The sequence below is a fragment of the Kribbella polygonati genome, from assembly GCF_050320105.1.
In the GTDB taxonomy this organism is placed as follows: domain Bacteria; phylum Actinomycetota; class Actinomycetes; order Propionibacteriales; family Kribbellaceae; genus Kribbella.
In genome coordinates this window covers 6566944-6583233 of sequence record NZ_CP190129.1, presented here as the reverse complement: position 1 = coordinate 6583233, position 16290 = coordinate 6566944, and the positions used below count along the sequence as shown (strand labels likewise).

Here is a 16290-nt window from a genome sequence, read left to right as displayed (position 1 = left end):
GCGCACGGTTGGCGTGAGCGTGCGGGGGCCCGGGAAGCTGCGGTTATTGAGTGCTGGGCGTCCGCGGATCACCACACTCCGGTCTTGGCGGCCGCTCGCGCCCAGTCGGTGAAGTCGCGGGCGGGGCGGCCGAGGACGCGTTCGACGCCGTCGGAGACGTACTCGGAGCGGTGGTTGCGGATCACCGTGAACAGGTCGCGGACCGCCTCGGCGTCCTCCGGCGGCAGGCCCTGCGCGCGTAGTTCGGCGACGTGCGTCTCCGGGTCGAGGTCGACGTACTCGATCGGCCGGCCGGTCGCCGCGGTCAGTTCGCCGGCGATGTCGGTCATCGTGAGGACCCGCGGTCCGGAGATCGCGAGCACCTGCCCGGCGTACGACTCGTCCAGCAGCGCCGTGGTCATCACGTCGCCGACGTCGTCGGTGTCGATCCACGCCTCCCCGCCGTTCCCCGCGGACAACCGGATCTGCCCGGCGAGTACGTCGTACCGCAGGAAGTCCTCGCTGAACCCCTGCGCGAACCAGGCCGGCTGCACGATCGTCCACTCCAGCCCGCTCGCCTGTACGACGCTCTCCAGCTCGAGCTGCCCGTCGTACACGGCGAAGTCCCGCCCCGGGCTGCCGACGCCGCGCCCGGACAGCAGCACCAACCGCCGCAACCCGTCCGCCTGCTGGACGAACTTGCCGGCCTGCGCGAGCCCGGTCGGCCCGACCGGCGGCGCGAGGTACGCCGTGGTCGTACCGCGGACCGCGTCTGCCCAGGTGCTCTCGTCGTACCAGTCGAAGCGTTGCGCGCTGGAACGGGACGCCGGCCGGTACGGGACGCCGCGCGCGTCGAGCTGGGCCGCGACGCGGCGGCCGGTCTTGCCTTTGCCACTGAGGATCAGGATCTCTGTCATGGCTCCAGTCCACCGGCTCGGAGTGAGACAAACCATGGTTGTTCGCCGCAATAGGATGTTCGAAACGCTCAAGCTGTTCTAGGCTCTGGACATGGACGTGCTCGACGAACTGCTCACCGGGACGCGCGCGCAGGACGGGGTGTTCAACATGACCATCCTGGATCTGCCGTGGGCGCTGGAGATCCGCGACGAGGCACCGCTGGCGCTCGCCACGATCGTCCGCGGCTCCGGCTGGCTGACGCGCGCCGGGGTCGAACCGCAGCGGATGGAGCAGGGCGACGTCGCGATCGTCACCGGGCCCGAGCCGTACGTCGTCGGCGACACGACCGCGACCGCACCCGTCCTGCGGATCCATCCCGGCGGCAGCTGCGAACGGTTGCCCGGGGCACCGATCGACTACTCGGCGCAGCTCGGCGTGCGGACGTTCGGCGGCCGGAAGTCCGGCGAGATCATGGTTGCTTCCGGCACCTATTCGGTGGCGGGCGATGTCAGCCGGCGGCTGGTCACCGCGCTGCCGTCGGTGCTCGTCGTACCGGCGGCGGAGGTGGCGGGGGCGGTGATGGACATGATCACCAGCGAGATCCAGCGGGATGTTCCCGGGCAGCAGACGGTGCTGGATCGGTGGCTCGACCTGGCCCTGATCACCACGTTGCGGGCGTGGTTCGCGCGCCCGGAGTCGCATGCACCGGGGTGGTACCAGGCGCAGACGGATCCGGTGGCGGGCTCGGCCCTGCGGTTGCTGCACGAGGATCCCGCGCATCCGTGGAACGTGACCGAGCTCGCGGACCGGGTCGGAGTGTCGCGGGCGTCGCTCGCCCGCCGCTTCACCGCCGTCGTCGGCGAGGCCCCGATGAGCTACCTGACCGGCTGGCGCATCACCCTCGCCGCCGACCAACTCCGCTCCACCCGCGACACCGTGGAAACCATCGCCCGCCGCGTCGGCTACGCCAACGCCTTCGCCCTCAGCGTCGCCTTCAAACGAGTCCGCGGCATCACCCCAACCGACCACCGCCGCGCAGCCTGAAAGTCTCAACCGTCTAGTTCAACGATATGGTTGAGGCTCATGGGACAGCCCGACATTCCTTTGAGTCTTGACGAGTTGCGGGAGCTCAGTCGGTGGTCGGCCGACTGTGCGGAGCGGGTGCTGCCGCTGGTGGATGATCCGCGGCCGCGGGAGGCGATCGCGGCTGTGCGGGAGTTCGCGGGTGGAGGGGCTCGGACGAAGGCGATCCGGATGACCGCGTTCGCGGCGCTCAAGGCGGCCGGGGAGCTGACGGATCCGGCTGCTGAGGCGGCTGCTCGGGCTGCGGTGGGGGCGGCGGGGTCGGCGTACCTGCATCCGTTCGCGGCGGCTACTCAGGTGAAGCACATCGTGGCGGCGGCGCAGTACGCGGCGTACGCCGAGGAGCTGGCGGCCGGGGATCCGGCGGCGGGCGACGCCGTCGTACGGTGGGCGGTCGAGCGGGTTCCGGACGTGGTGCGCGACGTACTGGCGCGTTACCCGGACGGCACACCCGGCCGCGGCCGGCTGGGCGAGCTACACCGGCAGGTTGAAACCTCGCTCAGGCAACCGTCGACTTCATGAACGCGAGCGCCTGCGGCCACGCCAGCCGGAACGCGTCCGCGTTCACGTCCTTCTCGCGCCGCGACCTGTCCGAGAACCCGTGGTCCGCACCCGGGAAGTACTGCGCGAACGTCGCACCCGCGGTTCGCGCCTGCAGCACCGTCTGCAACGTCTCGAAGTCCGCGTTCGGTACGGCGGTGTCCGCGCCCGGGTAGCTCACCAGCACCGGCGCGGTGATCTCGGCCGCCTCGGCGATCGCGTCGTACGTGTGGTGCGGCGGCCGGTTCGACGGCACCGTCGGATGGAACGCGACCACGTTCGCCACCCGCTGGTCCCGCGCCCCGAGCAGCAACGCGAACCGCCCACCCAGGCACCACCCGATCACCCCGACCGTGTCGCACCCGAGCTCGTCGAACAGGTGATCCAGCAACGCCGACTGCTCCGCCAGCGCGGCATCGTCGTCCATCTCCCGCAACATCCCACTGAGCTCCGCGATGGTCGCGTTGTCCGTACTCCGCCCCTTGAACGGATCCCACACCAACGCGGTGATCCCCTCACCAGCCAGCTCGTCCGCCCACTCCCGGATCTGCTCACCGATCCCGGTGACCATCGGCAGCAGCAACATCCCCGCCCGCCCGACCCGCGCCAGATACGCGCCCTGCTCCCCAACCGTCACCGTCACACCCATACGCAGATCCTAATGAAACCTCCGGGTCGCGTCGGCACACCTGTCGCGGCCGGTCTGGGGAGGATCTTGTGCCGATCCGGGCGGAAATCCTCCCCAACCTCGTAGGCGGGCCCGCGGGGCGCGGCGTGCGTTGCGGTCTCACCTCTGAAACGGCGGCTTCGCGCGGGCACGTGCTGCGCACGTACCTGGGGTTGGCGCGTGGGGAGTAGTGCGCCCGGGACCGCCTGGTCCGGGAGGCGATGGGCTGACCGGCGGTGCCTGCCCCCGGCGCGGGGTGCGCGGGCTGACCGGCGGCGCCTGCCCCGGGTGCGAGATGCGCGGACTGACCGGCGGAGCCTGCCCCCGGTACGGGAGCCGGTGGGCTGACCGGCGGCGCGGACCGACCGGCGGCGCCCGCCCCCGGTACGGGAGCCGGTGGGCGGACCGGCAGCGCCTGCCCCGGTGCGGGAGCCGGTGGGCGGACCGACAGCGCCTGCCCCGGTACGAGAGGCGCGGACTGACCGGCGACGCCCGCCCCCGGCGCGAGACTCGAGCAGGCGTCTGAGCCGACGGGTCCGCTCCCCTCCCGCGCAACCTCCCGCGCAACCTCCCGTGTCAGCTCTTCCCCCGCGTAGAACCTCAGTTGTTAGTTCTAAATGCCAACGGTCTGGTGATCGACCTCGATGACGCCGATTACTCGGGCTAGGTCCCGTGAGTACGGCTGGCCGATGTACTTCATGGCGATCTCGTCCACGAGGGACCAGCCCTTGTCGCCGTCGATCCAGTTGACGACGCGGCCGCGGATGATGATCGGCTCGTACGGGTTGTCGACAGGAGCGAGGGAGAGGGCGACGCGGGGGTCGCGGCGGAGGTTGTGGGCCTTCTGGGAGTTGGGGCCGGTGAGGAAGATGATCTTGTCGTCGAGGGTGCTGACCCAGAGCGGGATCGAGTGCGGGGAGCCGTCCGGGAGGACGGTGGCGAGGTGGGCGATCGACGTGCTCTCGACGGCGGCGCGTACGGCGGGCTTCAACACAGCGAGCTCCTTCAGCGAACGATTTCGTAGTGGAGGTGGGTGACACCCGGGGCCGGCACGGCCTCGAGAAGGTTCAGCCGAATGTGGTCCGGCAGCTCCTGGAAGAACGGCCGACCGCCGCCGAGCAGGATCGGCACCTGGTGCAGGATCAGCTCGTCGACCAGCCCGGCCCGCAGCGCCGAGGTGACGACACCACCGCCCATCAGCCCGACGTCCTTCCCGCCGGCCAGTTCACGCGCGGCGGCGACCGCGTCCTCGACGGTGTGTGCGAGGGTCTGCCGCTCGCTGATCTCCGCGACCGGTCCGTGGCTGAGCACGACGAGCGACGCGTTCGGGTGCGGGCTGTTCCCGCCGAAGTGCCCGGAGTCGTCGTACGTCTTGTGCCCGGCGATCACCGCCCCGACCCGGGTGGCGGCTGTGTCGAACACCCGCGCACTCGGCGCGCTGAGCTTGAAACCGTCGAAGGCCCGGCTCGGGGTGTCCCCGTCGAAGTACCAGTCGAACAGCATCGGCGCGTCGCCGAGGCCGTGGTCCGGGCCGGAGCCGCGACCGCTGATGTACCCGTCGACCGAGACCGCCAGCGCGGCGAAGACCTTGCTCATCGTGCCGTCCTTCCATTCGGAGTTCCTTGAAGGAACGCTAACACGCCAAAGTTCCCTAAGGGAACCCCAACGGCTAGACTGTTTCCATGCAGCGAACGGACTTCAGTGAGATGGCGTGCTCGATCGCGCGCACGCTGGACGTGATCGGCGAGCCGTGGTCGCCGCTGATCCTGCGCGACATCTGGGTCGGCCTCTCCCGGTTCGAGCAGCTCCAGGCGGATCTCGGGATCTCCCGCAAGGTGCTCACCGAGCGGCTCAACCACCTGGTCGACCGCGAGGTGATCGAGCGCCGGCCGTACGACGCCCGCCCGCGCTACGAGTACGTCCTGACCGCCCGCGGCCGCGAGCTGGTCGACGTACTGATGGTGATGGTTGCCTGGGGCGACAAATGGCTGGCCGGTACGGCGGGCCCGCCGGTGCTGTACCGGCACCACGCGTGCGGCGAGATCAGCCACGTCGACCTGGTCTGCGCGCACTGCGGCAAGCCGATGCACGCGGACGACATCGACGTACTGCCCGGACCTGGCGCTAAGCGCAGTACCGCCTGAAGATCGCAAGATTGCTGTCCACGCGGCCGATCCGGTCGAAGCCCCAGGTGTCGACGCCTGGCCGGTCCACCTCGTTCATCACCCGCGCCGCGAGATCCCGCAGCCCACGGGCGAGCAGCGCGAACTCCAGATGGTCGGCGTCCAGATCGTGGGCCCCATAAGCATCGAGGAACTCCACGATCGGCTCACCGTCGGCCGCGACCCACAGGTCGTACTCGCGGGGTCCGATCACCGCACTCTCCCAGTCGAGGATCGCCGCCACCTCACCGTCCGCGCCGATCAGCACGTTCAGCCCGTGGAAGTCGGTGTGGCACACGACCTCCCGCACCGGCTGGAGCCGCGCCCGTACGTCGTCCAGCCGCGCGATCGCCGTCCGCACCACGCCCGCGCGATCCGCGATCCACGGGTGCCGCAGGTACTCGACCAGGTTGTGGACGTGGGGCTCGCGCACGTCCGCGGGCGGAAGGGTCACCTGCTGCGGCGCCGCATGCACCAGACGCAATGCGCGCGCCACCACCCGCCAGTCGTCCCAGGTCGCCGTCCTTCCTTGTACATAAGGAAAGACGGCGTACGCCTGCCCGCCGCTCGTCGCGAACAGCTTGCCGTCGACGGCACGCAGCGGCTCGACCACGGGCAGACCGAGCGCATGCAACTCCCCCAACTGCTCCAGCCCTCGCGGGGCCTCCCCACGCCACCGCTTCACGAACCACCGACGGTCCGCCACCCAGCCCTCGGTGGCGAACCCGCCGGAATGCGGTACGAGTTCGCCGACGGTCAGCCCGTAGTCGCGCAGGAGGTCCACTCCCGCATCAGATCACTTCTCCTGCGCGGCAAGCATCCGTAATACGGCGGCGTTGACCAGCACCAGGATCAGTACCGAGAAGATCAGCAGTGCGACCTGGGCCGGGAGCAGCGCGATGCCGAGGCCGATCGCGAGTACCGGGATCGCGAGGCCGGCGTACGCGATCAGGAACAGGGCCGCGAGCACCTCGCCGCGCGACGACGGGTCCGCGAGCGCGGCGGCCGTGGCGACCGCACCACGGAACACCAGGCCGACACCGGCGCCCGCGACAACGCCACCGACGACGAACAGCCAGAGGTTCGGCAGCAGCCCGCCGGCGGCGACGCCGACCAGCCCGACGGTCATCGCGACCAGGCCGAGCCGCAACTGACGCGGCCGCGACATCCGCACGAACACGACCTGACTCCCCGCTCCCGCGATGAAGACCGCGAACGTGACCACCCCGGCCAGCAGCCGCGACGTGTGGTGCAGGACGCCGGCCAGGAACGTCGCCGCCAGCGACGTGAACAACCCGAAGATCGCGAACGCCGCGAACGCCCCGATCGCCGACGCGAAGAACAACGGCCGCGCCGACGAAGGCAACGCGACCCGCTGCGGCCGGTACGCCGGACGCTCCTCGAGCCGCTCCACGGTCTCCGGCACCAACGCGATCCCGACCGCGCTGAGCAGCAGCAACACCAGGAAGATCTCGTACGGGCGCCGCAGCGGCGCGTCGACGTACTGCGCGAGCAGCCCGCCCACGAGCGGGCCGAACGCCAGCCCGCCGAGGTTCACCATGCTCGAGATCAACGCGGACCGGCTCGGGTCCTCCCCCGGCCGCGCGATCTGCCGCAGCTCGGACAGGTGAGCCGTCGCGGTCGCCGTCAGTACGCCGACCCCGACACCGCAGATGAACCGCGCGATCAGCAGCCCCGGGACAGCCGGCCAGCTCAGGAAGATCGCCGCGGACAGAGCTTCCGCGAGTACGGCGAGCAATGCGACCCGCCGCCGCCCGAGCCAGTCGCTGACGTGACCGGCGAGGTACAGCGAGGCCATCACCCCGACCGCGTAGCTGGCGAAGATGACGGTGATCACGTACGTCGGGAACCCGTCGCGCTGCTGGTAGATCGCATAGAGCGGGGTCGGGATCGTCGAGAAGGCCATCGTGGTGAGGAAGGCCGCCGCGATCACCCAGAACCCCGGAGCATGTGCGAACCGGATCCGTGCGCCGGTCCGCGAAGACGTCATGGTCGACATGGTTCCAGGTTGCCGCGCCGGATCTATCGAGTCCAACGAAAGTCCTTGCATGCTCTTATCGGCAACTCCGATAATTACTCCTGTGGACAGCCGCCAACTGGAGTACTTCGTCGCGGTCGCCGAGGAGCTGAGCTTCACCCGCGCGGCGCAGCGGATGTTCACGGTCCAGTCCACGGTGTCGGCCGCCGTACGCGCGCTGGAGACCGATCTGAAGACCACGCTCTTCGACCGCTCGACGCGCCGGGTCGTGCTGTCGACCGCCGGGCAGGCGCTGCTGCCCGAGGCGAAGGCCGCGCTGGAGGCGCTGGACCGGGCGCGCGCCGTGGTCGAGGAGGCCTCGACCGGTCTGCGCGGCAACGTCCGGATCGGCACCCTCGCCCGGCTCAGCCTGGTCAATCTGGCCGAGCTGCTCGGCGCCTTCCATCGCAAGTACCCGCTGGTCGAGGTGCAGGTCGCCACCTCGCCGACCGGGTCGACCGGCCTCGCGGACGACGTACGGCACGGCCGGCTCGACGTCGCGCTGCTCGGCCTGCCGCGGCCGGAGCTCAGCGGGCTCGACGTCCGCGAGATCGCCACCGTCGACTTCGTCGCGCTGGTCCCCGGCGGGCACGACCTCGCCGGGCGGGAGGCGCTGCGCCTCGAGGACCTCGCCGGCGAACGCTTCGTCGACATGCCGGGCGGCTTCGGGAACCGGAAGATGGTCGACCGGGCGTTCGAGGCGATCGGGCGCCCACGGCGGATCCAGGTCGAGGTCCCCGAACTGACCGCGATCCCGGACTACGTCCGCGCCGGGCTCGGGGTCGCGGTCGTCCCGGAGCCCGAGCTGACCGGTGGGAACGGCGTCGCCAAGATCCCGCTGACGGGCGTCGGCCTGACCTGGACGTTGTCCGTGGCAACCCTCGCCGGACGCCCGCCGAGTCGGGCGGTGACGGCCCTGCTCGAGCTCGTCGGCCCGGACGGCCGGTACTTCTAGCTCTTGCTTCACCGGGGAATGTAAGTCTGCGGACGACGGTTGTACGGAGCAGACACCCAAGACCTGGGGGCCTTTGCTACGGATCGTCCGGCACGTTCCTGCCGGCGAAGGAGAGGAAGCGACATGGCAACTGTGTCGTTCAAGGGAGCCACCCGGGTGTACCCGGGCACCGACATTCCCGCGGTGGACACGCTCGACCTGGACATCGAGGACGGCGAGTTCATGGTCCTCGTCGGCCCGTCGGGTTCCGGCAAGTCGACCGCGCTGCGAATGCTGGCCGGGCTCGAGGAAGTGAACGAAGGATCGATCTTCATCGGCGACCGGGACGTCACCAACGCCCCGCCGAAGGAACGGGACATCGCGATGGTGTTCCAGAACTATGCGCTCTACCCGCACATGTCGGTGGCCGACAACATGGGCTTCGCCCTGAAGATGCAGGGCATCCACAAGGACGAACGCGCTCAGCGCGTGCAGGAAGCGGCCAAGCTGCTCGGTCTGGAGGAGTACCTCGACCGCAAGCCGAAGGCACTGTCCGGCGGTCAGCGTCAGCGGGTCGCGATGGGACGGGCCATCGTGCGTAACCCGCAGGTCTTCCTGATGGACGAGCCGCTGTCCAACCTCGACGCCAAGCTCCGCGTCCAGACCCGGACGCAGATCGCCGAGCTGCAGCACCGGCTCGGCGTCACCACCGTCTACGTCACCCACGACCAGGTCGAGGCCATGACCATGGGCGACCGCGTGGCCGTGCTGAAGGACGGCGTACTGCAGCAGGTCGACACCCCGCTGAACCTGTACGACCGGCCGCGGAACAAGTTCGTCGCGGGCTTCATCGGTTCCCCGGCGATGAACCTGATCACCGCCGAGATCACCGACGGCGGCGCGATGATCGGCGACTTCCTGGTCCCGATCTCCCGCGAGCTGCTGGCGAAGGCCGGCGACGACAAGACCCTGACGATCGGTGTCCGCCCGGAGGCGCTGCACCTGGCCGACAAGGGCCTGCCGGTGAAGGTCTCGGTGATCGAGGAGCTCGGCTCGGACGCGTTCCTGTACGGCTCGGCCGACCACGCCGAGAACCAGCAGATCATCGCCCGGATCGGCACCCGGCTGCACAACGACAAGGGCAACGAGGTCTACCTGGCTCCGGACCCGGAGAAGCTGCACCTGTTCTCCACCTCGACCGAGGAGCGCCTCGTAGTCTGATCCTGTGGGCCACTGGGACAAGCAAGCACCAGGAGTGATGGAGCTGCCGTCGGGTCGGCTCGTCCGCGGACGCGGTCTGCGGCACGGCCCGGCGGCAGCGCCGTTCCCGACGTACGGCGTGTATCTGCTCGGCAAGGAGCCGCCGGACGTGCCGTGGGAGGCGCACTGGGTGAAGTGGCCCGACTTCCGGCTGCCCGTGGATCGTCCACAGGCGCTGGCGGCCTTCCGTGAGGCCTTGGAGCGCACCGCGACCGGACGGGTCGAGCTGGTCTGCAACGGCGGCCGCGGCCGGACCGGTACGGCGCTGGCGTGCCTCGCCGTACTCGATGGTGTGCCGGCTGATCAGGCGGTCGACTACGTGCGGCAGCGGTACGACAAGCACGCGGTGGAGACGCCGTGGCAGCGGCGGTACGTGCAAAATCTCTTGACCGGGGCGTGAAGGATCGCGTTGGGTCGAGGCGTGACGATCGAGCGAAGCAACCCTGAAGGGCTGCATGCCACGCCCGGATATCACCACGTGACGCGGGTCCAGGCGGACACCATGGTGTTCCTCGCCGGGCAGTGCCCGTTGCAGCCGTCCGGCGAGCTCGCTCCAGGCGGTCTCGAAGGGCAGACCACGCAGGTGATCGACAACATCCTGGCCGCGCTGACGGCCGTCGGCGCGACGCCTGACCAGGTCGTCCGTACCGTGATCTACGTGGCCAGCTCCGAGCGGGACGACTTGAGTACGGTGTGGACGCAACTGAACGAGTCACCCCTCGCGCCGGCCTTCACGACCGCGAGCACGCTGCTCGGCGTCGCCCAGCTCGGGTTCCCGGGACAGCTCGTCGAGGTCGACGTCACCGCGGCTCTGTGATCGTCCCCGCCGAGGTCGTCGACTACGACCCGCGCTGGCCGTTGTGGTTCGCGGAGATCCGCGGGCGGCTGGCGCCGTACCTCGCCGAGTTCCAGCACCGGGTCGAGCACGTCGGCAGTACGGCGGTCCCCGGGCTGGCGGCGAAGCCGATCATCGACGTGGACGTCGTCGTACCGTCCGCCGAGCTGGTCCCGACCGCGATCGCGCGACTGGCCGCGGCCGGGTACGTCCATGAAGGCGACCAGGGCATCGCCGGTCGCGAGGCGTTCGCACTGCCGCCTGACGCGGTGCACTACCACCATCTGTACGTCGTTGTGGACGGCAACAAAGCACACCGGGACCACGTGCTGCTCCGCGATCATCTGCGCGCGGACGCGGCCGACCGGGAGCGGTACGCCGCCCGCAAACGCGAGCTGGCGCACCTGCTCACCACCGACCGCGGCGCGTACGTCACCGGCAAGGGCGCGTTGGTCGAGGAGATGATCGCTAGAGCTGATGGTTCGCCCACAAGCGGCGGGCCGGGTCGTACCGGCGCCTGAGCTCGACGAGGCGGTCGTAGTCGTCGTACGCCTCGGCGACCTCTTCGGGGGCGAGCTTACTGAAGGTGAAGTTGAGGGCGCGGCCAATGGTTGCCTCGCGCCACGGTTCGAGTATGTCGGTCGCCGCCGCGCCGGTGCCGGGTGTGAGCACGGTCAGTGAGTAGGCCGCGTCCCGGTGGCCGACGGCGTTCGGGATCCCGGGTTGCCGGGCCAGCGCGCCGCCGAGGTGCCGGATGCCGATCACGTGCATCCGCGGTGCGTCCGGTCCCGGCAGCGTCTTCAGCGCCTCGAGGTCGGTGAGGAGTACGTTGCACGAGGTGTAGGCGTCCGGGCGCTCCGGCTCGGCGAAGATCTTCCAGGAGTCGACGTACGGCAGCTCGCCGACCGTGTCCAGGACGGGCTTGCCGATCGCCTTGAGCGGTGCGATCAGCTCCGCGCCGTCGTCGCCGAGGATCGCGACCTGGAGCTGGCCGATGAACTTCCCGCGCAGCGGCGCCGGCACCTGCGGGAGGTCCGGGATCGGCAGGATCGCGATCGCCGACGTCACCTCCTCCGGCACCGTCCGCGTCCACTCCCGCCACACCTCGGGTACCTCCGGGTAGTCGGCGAGATCGAAGTACAGGCTGCCGCCGAAGATCGTCGGTACGTCGAACAGGTCGACCTCGATCCGGGTCACCACCCCGAAGTTCCCGCCACCGCCCCGCAGCGCCCAGAACAGGTCCGGATCCTCCTCGGCGTTCCGTCGTACGCCGTCCGCGGTCACGACCTCGATCCGCCGCACGTGGTCCGCGGCGTACCCAAACCGTCTGGCCATCAGGCCCAGCCCGCCGCCGAGCGTGTACGAGATCGCGCCGACGCCGGGCGAACTCCCGGACAGCGGCGCCAGCCCGTACGGCGTGGTCGCGGCCAGCACGTCCCGCCAGGTCGCGCCCGCCTCGATCCAGGCCGTCCTGTTCTCGGCGTCGACGGTCACGCCGTTGAAGCCGGAGGTCGCGATCAGCACGCCGCCGTCGATCCCCTCGATCACCCCGTGCCCGGCCGCCTGCACCGCGATCCGCAGGTCGTGGTGCATCGCGTACCGGACCGCCTCCCGCACCTCGTCCGCGCTCGTGACCGGGAAGATCACCGCCGGCCGGTGCGGGTCCCGCCGCTGGAACCCGAGCCGCGCCTCGTCGTACCCCGTGCTTGTCGTCGTCAGCATCATGAAGATCACGCTAGAAGCCCTTGCGGACATATCCTGTCCGCAAGGAATCATGGGCTCATGAGAGACATGCCTGGCCGGCTGCTGCGGTTGTTGTCGCTGCTGCAGAGTCGCCGCGAGTGGTCCGGCCACGAGCTCGCCGACCGCCTCGGCGTCACCGAACGGACGGTACGGCGGGACGTCGAGCGGCTGCGGGCGCTCGACTACCCGGTGACCGGCACGACCGGGACCGCGGGCGGGTACCGCCTCGGCTCGGGTACGCACCTGCCGCCGCTGCAGCTGGACGACGACGAGGCGATTGCCGTCGCGGTCAGCCTGGTCGGCGCGGCCGGCGGCGGGGTGAGCGGGATGGCGGACAGTTCGATGAGCGCGCTGGCCAAGCTGGAGCAGGTCCTGCCCGCGCGGCTGCGGCCGCAGCTCGCGGCGGTCGGATCGGCCGCGGAGGCGATCCCGCGACCCGGTCTCCCGCTGGTCGATCCGGGCGTACTCGCCGTACTCGCCCGCTGCTGCCGGAACCACGAGATCGTCGCGTTCGACTACGCCGGGCGCAGCCGGGAGCCGACGCGGCGGCGGGTCGAGCCGCACCAACTGCTCACGCTGGCCTGGCGGTGGTATCTGCTCGCGTTCGACCCGGACCGGGACGACTGGCGGACGTTCCGCGTCGACCGGATCTCCTCGGCGGCTTCGGTCCTGCACCGGTTCACGCCGCGAGTGGTGGACGGGCCGACGTACCTGGTGGAGTCTTTCGTGTCGGCGCAGTACCAGCACAGCGTCGAGGTGACCGTCGGAGCGCCGGCGGCCGAGGTCACCTCGACGTTCGAAGGGGTTGTTCGTGGCATCGTGACGCCGGTCGACGAGTCATCCTGCAAGGTCCGGTTCAGCGCCGACACCCCGGGCATGCTCCTCACCCAGGTGGCCGCCCTGGCCGCGCTCGGCCCGCTCACCGTCGACCAGGCGACCCCCGAGACGGCCGAACTGATCAGCGGAGTCGGCGAACGGCTCGCCCGGGCGTTTGCACTAGGCAACGATCAGGCCGACCCCAAGCGTGACGACGCCGAGCGCGAGTGACGCCGCGCCGAGCCAGAGGATCCACAGGAACTGGTTCGGCCCGGTCCGGTCCTTGCCGGCCGACGACGCGAAGAAGCCGCCGGACATCAGGATCGCCGCCACCGGGATCGCGAGCCGCGCGACCCACAGCCAGAACCCGCTCAGCCCGGTCTGGTCGACGTACAGCAGGCCGACCAGGCCGAGGATCACGAGGACGCCGGCGTGCGCGTGCCCCGCGCGGGCGAAGGACTTCTGGAAGTCGGTCATCGGCACCTGACCGCGGACGATCCGGGTCATGAAGTAGCCGCCGAACTGGATCGTCACGATCGTGAGCAGGATGGCGCCGGCGATAGTGCGGGATGCCTCGGTCATGCGAACACGCGCTCCTTGACTGGTGTGGTTGTGGTGGCCGACCGCGCGATCCAGACCGCGACGGCGAGGTAGAGGATCTGTTCGGGGATCCGCTGCCACAGCGGGGTCGCCGCGCCGCCCGCGAACGGTACGTGCGCCACGGCGGCGTGGATGTTGGCCGGCAGCAGCGCGACGAAGAGCGCGGCCAGGGCGTAACCGGCCGGCTTGCGCGTTGCGGTGACCACGAGACCGGCGGCGCCGAGCAGCTCGAGTACGCCGGTCAGGTAGACGAGCGCGTCGGCGTACGGCAGGGACGGCGGGACCATCCGCACCATGTCGGCGTGGTTGGGCATCACCGTCACGCTCGCCGGGACGAAGTGCGCGCTCGCGGTCAGCACGAGCATCACGGCCATCGCGTGCGCCGCGGCCACCGGCCAGGCCGCGAACCGGCGGACGCCGAGCGCACCCAGCGCCCGGAAGCCGGCGGTCGCCAGGATCAGTACGAGCGGAATCATCCGGCTCGCCTCCTTATGGATAGTTCAGGTATCCGCTTATGGATACTGATACTATCCATCACAGTCAACGGGAAGGCAAGCGATGCGAATCGGGGAACTCAGCAAGGCGACCGACGTCCCGGTGCCGACGATCAAGTACTACCTGCGCGAGGGTCTGCTGCCGGCCGGCGAGCTCAGCAGCCCGAACCAGGCGTCGTACGGCGAGCCGCACGTCCGCCGGCTGCGGCTGATCCGCGCGCTGATCGAACTCGCACAGGTACCGGTGGCCACGGTGAAAGAGATCCTCGAATCACTCGACTCGGACACCGAGCCGCTGCACGAACAGATCGGGCGCGCCCATCGCGCACTCACCCCGACGCGCCGGCTGACCGCGACCGACGAGGCCCGCGACGCCGCGACCGCGCAGGTCACCAAGCTGATCCACGACCGCGACTGGACCGTCGATCCCGAAGCCCCGGCCCTGGCGACCCTGATCGACACGATTGCGGCGTTCCGCAGCCTTGGGCAGGACAACCTGATCGCGCACCTCGACACCTACGCGGACTCCGTCGAGCGCTTCACCCGCTTCGAGATCGACGCCGTCACCAGCAACCCCACGCGCGACCAGTTGGCCGAGTCGGTCGTGATCGGCACGATCCTCGGCGAGACGCTGATCGCATCACTCCGACTGCTCGCCCAGGAGTCGATCTCGGCCGAGCGCTGGAAGGATCGCTAGCAGTCGCCGAGGAGACCGGGCAGCAGCTTGGCCATCGCCTTCTGCAGGGCGCGCCCTTCGTCGTCGGTCAGCGGATCGAAGACCAGTTTGCGGACCAGTTCGACATGGCCGGGCGCGGCCTTCACCAGTTCCGCGTAACCGTCGGGCGTGAGGATCGCATTGGTGAAGCGGCCGTCATTGGGATCAGGCTCGCGGCGCACCAGGCCGCGGTTCTCCAGGCGGCGGATCAGGTGTGACAGCCGGGAGAGCTCGGAGTTCGCCAGTACGGCGAGGTTGCTCAGCCGCATCGTGTGCTCGGGCTGGTCCGAGAGGCCGGCGAGAACGTAGTACTCCAGGAAGCTCAGGTTCGAGTCGCGCTGGAGTTGCTCGCCGAGGGCACTGGTCAGCAGGGCCATCGTGAGCTGCAGGGTCTTCCAGGTCTCGAGCTCGTCGTCCTGAAGCCAGCGCGTCCCACTCCCCATGCCTGCAGCATAGCCAGCTCCGCAATGACTTGAATCTTCATGTCAATCGCTCTATGGTCTTACTTGAAGTTTCAAGTCATCCCTTCCTCGAACTCGAAGGAGTCGTCGCGATGAGCGACCTCAAGATCGCGGTCATCCTCGGCAGCACCCGCCCCGGCCGCAACGGCAAGGCGGTCGCCGACTGGGTCATCACCCAGGCGCAGCAGCGGAGCGGCGCGACCTATGAACTGATCGACCTGGCGGACTACCCGCTGCCACACCTGGACGAGGCGGTCCCGCCGGCGGCCGGGCAGTACGCCGGGGAGCACACCAAGGCCTGGGCCGCGACGATCGCGGCGTACGACGGGTTCGTCTTCGTCACGCCGGAGTACAACCACTCGACGTCCGGCGTACTGAAGAACGCGATCGACTACCTGTACGGCGAGTGGAACAACAAGGCCGCCGGCTTCGTGTCGTACGGATCGCTCGGCGGGGCGCGGGCGATCGAGCACCTGCGCGCGATCAGCGCCGAACTGCAGATCGCCGACGTACGTCAGCAGCTGTCGTTCTCGCTCTTCACGGACTTCGAGAACTTCAGCACCTTCACGCCCGGACCGCAGTACGCCGACCAGGCCGCGGTGCTGTTCGACCAGCTCGAGTCGTGGGCCGGTGCGCTGAAGCAGGTCCGCGTCGGTGAGCCGGTGGCCGCATGAACGTCGCCGCCTGGATCGTCGCCGGCGTACTCGCCGCACTGTTCCTGATGTCCGGCGTGATGAAGGTCCCCGCCACCAAGGCGGCCCTGGCCGCGAACCCGCGGATGGGCTGGGCGGCGCCGTTCCCGATCGAGCTGATCAAGTTCATCGGCGTCGCGGAGATCGCGGGCGCCGTCGGCCTGATCCTCCCCCGCGCCTTCGACATCGCCCCGTGGCTGACCCCGGTCGCCGCGATCGGCCTGGCCGTCACGATGCTCGGCGCGATCATCACCCACGCGCGCCGCTCGGAGTACTCGAGCGTCGCGATGAACGTCGTACTGCTCGCCCTGTCGGTCTTCGTCGCGGTGGCTCGCTTCTGATCTATGTACCCTTGTGGGTACGTAACCGATTGG

General features: G+C 69.8%; 22 protein-coding genes. 12 read left to right on the top strand and 10 right to left on the bottom strand.

All coding sequences use genetic code 11. The annotated features are described in order from the left end of the window. Nucleotides 1-68: 68 nt before the first annotated feature. Nucleotides 69-896 (bottom strand): NAD(P)H-binding protein, encoded by an 828-nt coding sequence (locus ACQHIV_RS31310; RefSeq protein WP_427887449.1) that lies wholly within the window; start codon nucleotides 894-896, stop codon nucleotides 69-71. A 91-nt stretch (nucleotides 897-987) separates the two neighbouring features. On the opposite strand from ACQHIV_RS31310, the gene ACQHIV_RS31305 reads away from it, so the two are divergent. Both ACQHIV_RS31305 and ACQHIV_RS31300 read left to right on the top strand, forming a co-directional pair. Beyond that, complete coding sequence (locus tag ACQHIV_RS31305; protein WP_427887448.1) at nucleotides 988-1920, top strand: AraC family transcriptional regulator; 933 nt, start codon at nucleotides 988-990, stop codon at nucleotides 1918-1920. Nucleotides 1921-1959: 39 nt separating this feature from the next. Further along, on the top strand, nucleotides 1960-2481 hold the full coding sequence (locus ACQHIV_RS31300) for a putative immunity protein (protein ID WP_427887447.1): 522 nt from the start codon (nucleotides 1960-1962) through the stop codon (nucleotides 2479-2481). Here ACQHIV_RS31300 and ACQHIV_RS31295 read toward each other — a convergent pair. The 3 genes from ACQHIV_RS31295 to ACQHIV_RS31285 form a co-directional block, all read right to left on the bottom strand. After that, the gene (locus tag ACQHIV_RS31295) at nucleotides 2459-3148 is read right to left on the bottom strand and encodes a dienelactone hydrolase family protein (RefSeq protein ID WP_427887446.1); all 690 of its coding nucleotides are present in this window, start codon (nucleotides 3146-3148) and stop codon (nucleotides 2459-2461) included. The two genes, ACQHIV_RS31300 and ACQHIV_RS31295, sit on opposite strands and share 23 nt — an antisense overlap. Nucleotides 3149-3779: 631 nt before the next feature. Continuing rightward, the gene (locus ACQHIV_RS31290; protein WP_427887445.1) at nucleotides 3780-4160 is read right to left on the bottom strand and encodes a pyridoxamine 5'-phosphate oxidase family protein; all 381 of its coding nucleotides are present in this window, start codon (nucleotides 4158-4160) and stop codon (nucleotides 3780-3782) included. Nucleotides 4161-4171: 11 nt separating this feature from the next. Continuing rightward, nucleotides 4172-4762, bottom strand: coding sequence for a dihydrofolate reductase family protein (locus tag ACQHIV_RS31285; protein ID WP_427887444.1), 591 nt, complete (start codon nucleotides 4760-4762; stop codon nucleotides 4172-4174). An 86-nt stretch (nucleotides 4763-4848) separates the two neighbouring features. On the opposite strand from ACQHIV_RS31285, the gene ACQHIV_RS31280 reads away from it, so the two are divergent. Next, complete coding sequence (locus ACQHIV_RS31280) at nucleotides 4849-5310, top strand: winged helix-turn-helix transcriptional regulator (protein WP_427887443.1); 462 nt, start codon at nucleotides 4849-4851, stop codon at nucleotides 5308-5310. Here the strand turns inward: ACQHIV_RS31280 and ACQHIV_RS31275 are convergent. Together ACQHIV_RS31275 and ACQHIV_RS31270 are read right to left on the bottom strand one after the other, a co-directional pair. After that, nucleotides 5291-6112, bottom strand: a complete 822-nt coding sequence (locus ACQHIV_RS31275) for a phosphotransferase enzyme family protein (protein ID WP_427887442.1) — start codon at nucleotides 6110-6112, stop codon at nucleotides 5291-5293. The genes ACQHIV_RS31280 and ACQHIV_RS31275 overlap by 20 nt on opposite strands. A gap of 12 nt (nucleotides 6113-6124) precedes the next feature. Continuing rightward, nucleotides 6125-7339 carry an MFS transporter gene (locus ACQHIV_RS31270; RefSeq protein WP_427887441.1) on the bottom strand — a complete coding sequence of 405 codons (1215 nt, stop codon included), beginning with the start codon at nucleotides 7337-7339 and terminating at the stop codon, nucleotides 6125-6127. Between the two features lie 91 nt (nucleotides 7340-7430). On the opposite strand from ACQHIV_RS31270, the gene ACQHIV_RS31265 reads away from it, so the two are divergent. From ACQHIV_RS31265 to ACQHIV_RS31245, 5 genes are all read left to right on the top strand, one after another. Next, entirely contained in the window at nucleotides 7431-8321 is an 891-nt protein-coding gene (locus ACQHIV_RS31265) for a LysR family transcriptional regulator (RefSeq protein ID WP_427887440.1), read from the top strand. Nucleotides 8322-8444: 123 nt separating this feature from the next. Further along, nucleotides 8445-9521: an ABC transporter ATP-binding protein gene (locus ACQHIV_RS31260; RefSeq protein ID WP_427887439.1), complete on the top strand. Its 1077-nt coding sequence runs from the start codon at nucleotides 8445-8447 to the stop codon at nucleotides 9519-9521. Between the two features lie 4 nt (nucleotides 9522-9525). After that, the gene (locus ACQHIV_RS31255; protein ID WP_427887438.1) at nucleotides 9526-9960 is read left to right on the top strand and encodes a protein-tyrosine phosphatase family protein; all 435 of its coding nucleotides are present in this window, start codon (nucleotides 9526-9528) and stop codon (nucleotides 9958-9960) included. 21 nt (nucleotides 9961-9981) lie between these two features. After that, nucleotides 9982-10377, top strand: a complete 396-nt coding sequence (locus ACQHIV_RS31250) for a RidA family protein (RefSeq protein WP_427887437.1) — start codon at nucleotides 9982-9984, stop codon at nucleotides 10375-10377. Further along, nucleotides 10374-10916 carry a GrpB family protein gene (locus tag ACQHIV_RS31245; protein WP_427887436.1) on the top strand — a complete coding sequence of 181 codons (543 nt, stop codon included), beginning with the start codon at nucleotides 10374-10376 and terminating at the stop codon, nucleotides 10914-10916. Before ACQHIV_RS31250 ends, ACQHIV_RS31245 begins: the two co-directional genes overlap by 4 nt. Here the strand turns inward: ACQHIV_RS31245 and ACQHIV_RS31240 are convergent. After that, nucleotides 10864-12120: an FAD-binding oxidoreductase gene (locus tag ACQHIV_RS31240; protein WP_427887435.1), complete on the bottom strand. Its 1257-nt coding sequence runs from the start codon at nucleotides 12118-12120 to the stop codon at nucleotides 10864-10866. The genes ACQHIV_RS31245 and ACQHIV_RS31240 overlap by 53 nt on opposite strands. 57 nt (nucleotides 12121-12177) lie before the next feature. On the opposite strand from ACQHIV_RS31240, the gene ACQHIV_RS31235 reads away from it, so the two are divergent. Further along, nucleotides 12178-13185, top strand: coding sequence for a helix-turn-helix transcriptional regulator (locus tag ACQHIV_RS31235; RefSeq protein WP_427887434.1), 1008 nt, complete (start codon nucleotides 12178-12180; stop codon nucleotides 13183-13185). Here ACQHIV_RS31235 and ACQHIV_RS31230 read toward each other — a convergent pair. Both ACQHIV_RS31230 and ACQHIV_RS31225 read right to left on the bottom strand, forming a co-directional pair. Beyond that, a complete protein-coding gene (locus ACQHIV_RS31230) occupies nucleotides 13135-13536 on the bottom strand; it encodes a hypothetical protein (RefSeq protein WP_427887433.1) in 402 nt (133 codons plus the stop codon). The genes ACQHIV_RS31235 and ACQHIV_RS31230 overlap by 51 nt on opposite strands. Then, the gene (locus ACQHIV_RS31225) at nucleotides 13533-14030 is read right to left on the bottom strand and encodes a DoxX family protein (protein ID WP_427887432.1); all 498 of its coding nucleotides are present in this window, start codon (nucleotides 14028-14030) and stop codon (nucleotides 13533-13535) included. The genes ACQHIV_RS31230 and ACQHIV_RS31225 overlap by 4 nt, the downstream gene beginning before the upstream one ends. 82 nt (nucleotides 14031-14112) lie before the next feature. Between ACQHIV_RS31225 and ACQHIV_RS31220 the strand changes: the two genes are divergently transcribed. Next, nucleotides 14113-14745: a MerR family transcriptional regulator gene (locus tag ACQHIV_RS31220; RefSeq protein WP_427887431.1), complete on the top strand. Its 633-nt coding sequence runs from the start codon at nucleotides 14113-14115 to the stop codon at nucleotides 14743-14745. On the opposite strand, the gene ACQHIV_RS31215 is transcribed toward ACQHIV_RS31220, so the two are convergent. Next, on the bottom strand, nucleotides 14742-15206 hold the full coding sequence (locus ACQHIV_RS31215) for a MarR family winged helix-turn-helix transcriptional regulator (protein WP_427887430.1): 465 nt from the start codon (nucleotides 15204-15206) through the stop codon (nucleotides 14742-14744). The genes ACQHIV_RS31220 and ACQHIV_RS31215 overlap by 4 nt on opposite strands. 110 nt (nucleotides 15207-15316) lie before the next feature. On the opposite strand from ACQHIV_RS31215, the gene ACQHIV_RS31210 reads away from it, so the two are divergent. Further along, the gene (locus ACQHIV_RS31210; RefSeq protein ID WP_427887429.1) at nucleotides 15317-15898 is read left to right on the top strand and encodes an NADPH-dependent FMN reductase; all 582 of its coding nucleotides are present in this window, start codon (nucleotides 15317-15319) and stop codon (nucleotides 15896-15898) included. Next, a complete protein-coding gene (locus ACQHIV_RS31205; RefSeq protein WP_427887428.1) occupies nucleotides 15895-16257 on the top strand; it encodes a DoxX family protein in 363 nt (120 codons plus the stop codon). Before ACQHIV_RS31210 ends, ACQHIV_RS31205 begins: the two co-directional genes overlap by 4 nt. Nucleotides 16258-16290 lie beyond the last annotated feature (33 nt).

What these genes read in the sequence shown, in the direction of transcription:
- ACQHIV_RS31240 (WP_427887435.1), bottom strand. Translation starts at nt 12,120, where the DNA reads ATGATGCTGACGACGACAAGCACGGGGTACGACGAGGCGCGGCTCGGG.
- ACQHIV_RS31305 (WP_427887448.1), top strand. Translation starts at nt 988, where the DNA reads ATGGACGTGCTCGACGAACTGCTCACCGGGACGCGCGCGCAGGACGGG.
- ACQHIV_RS31210 (WP_427887429.1), top strand. Translation starts at nt 15,317, where the DNA reads ATGAGCGACCTCAAGATCGCGGTCATCCTCGGCAGCACCCGCCCCGGC.
- ACQHIV_RS31285 (WP_427887444.1), bottom strand. Translation starts at nt 4,762, where the DNA reads ATGAGCAAGGTCTTCGCCGCGCTGGCGGTCTCGGTCGACGGGTACATC.
- ACQHIV_RS31220 (WP_427887431.1), top strand. Translation starts at nt 14,113, where the DNA reads ATGCGAATCGGGGAACTCAGCAAGGCGACCGACGTCCCGGTGCCGACG.
- ACQHIV_RS31310 (WP_427887449.1), bottom strand. Translation starts at nt 896, where the DNA reads ATGACAGAGATCCTGATCCTCAGTGGCAAAGGCAAGACCGGCCGCCGC.
- ACQHIV_RS31225 (WP_427887432.1), bottom strand. Translation starts at nt 14,030, where the DNA reads ATGATTCCGCTCGTACTGATCCTGGCGACCGCCGGCTTCCGGGCGCTG.
- ACQHIV_RS31260 (WP_427887439.1), top strand. Translation starts at nt 8,445, where the DNA reads ATGGCAACTGTGTCGTTCAAGGGAGCCACCCGGGTGTACCCGGGCACC.
- ACQHIV_RS31230 (WP_427887433.1), bottom strand. Translation starts at nt 13,536, where the DNA reads ATGACCGAGGCATCCCGCACTATCGCCGGCGCCATCCTGCTCACGATC.
- ACQHIV_RS31215 (WP_427887430.1), bottom strand. Translation starts at nt 15,206, where the DNA reads ATGGGGAGTGGGACGCGCTGGCTTCAGGACGACGAGCTCGAGACCTGG.
- ACQHIV_RS31300 (WP_427887447.1), top strand. Translation starts at nt 1,960, where the DNA reads ATGGGACAGCCCGACATTCCTTTGAGTCTTGACGAGTTGCGGGAGCTC.
- ACQHIV_RS31235 (WP_427887434.1), top strand. Translation starts at nt 12,178, where the DNA reads ATGAGAGACATGCCTGGCCGGCTGCTGCGGTTGTTGTCGCTGCTGCAG.
- ACQHIV_RS31295 (WP_427887446.1), bottom strand. Translation starts at nt 3,148, where the DNA reads ATGGGTGTGACGGTGACGGTTGGGGAGCAGGGCGCGTATCTGGCGCGG.
- ACQHIV_RS31205 (WP_427887428.1), top strand. Translation starts at nt 15,895, where the DNA reads ATGAACGTCGCCGCCTGGATCGTCGCCGGCGTACTCGCCGCACTGTTC.
- ACQHIV_RS31270 (WP_427887441.1), bottom strand. Translation starts at nt 7,339, where the DNA reads ATGACGTCTTCGCGGACCGGCGCACGGATCCGGTTCGCACATGCTCCG.
- ACQHIV_RS31280 (WP_427887443.1), top strand. Translation starts at nt 4,849, where the DNA reads ATGCAGCGAACGGACTTCAGTGAGATGGCGTGCTCGATCGCGCGCACG.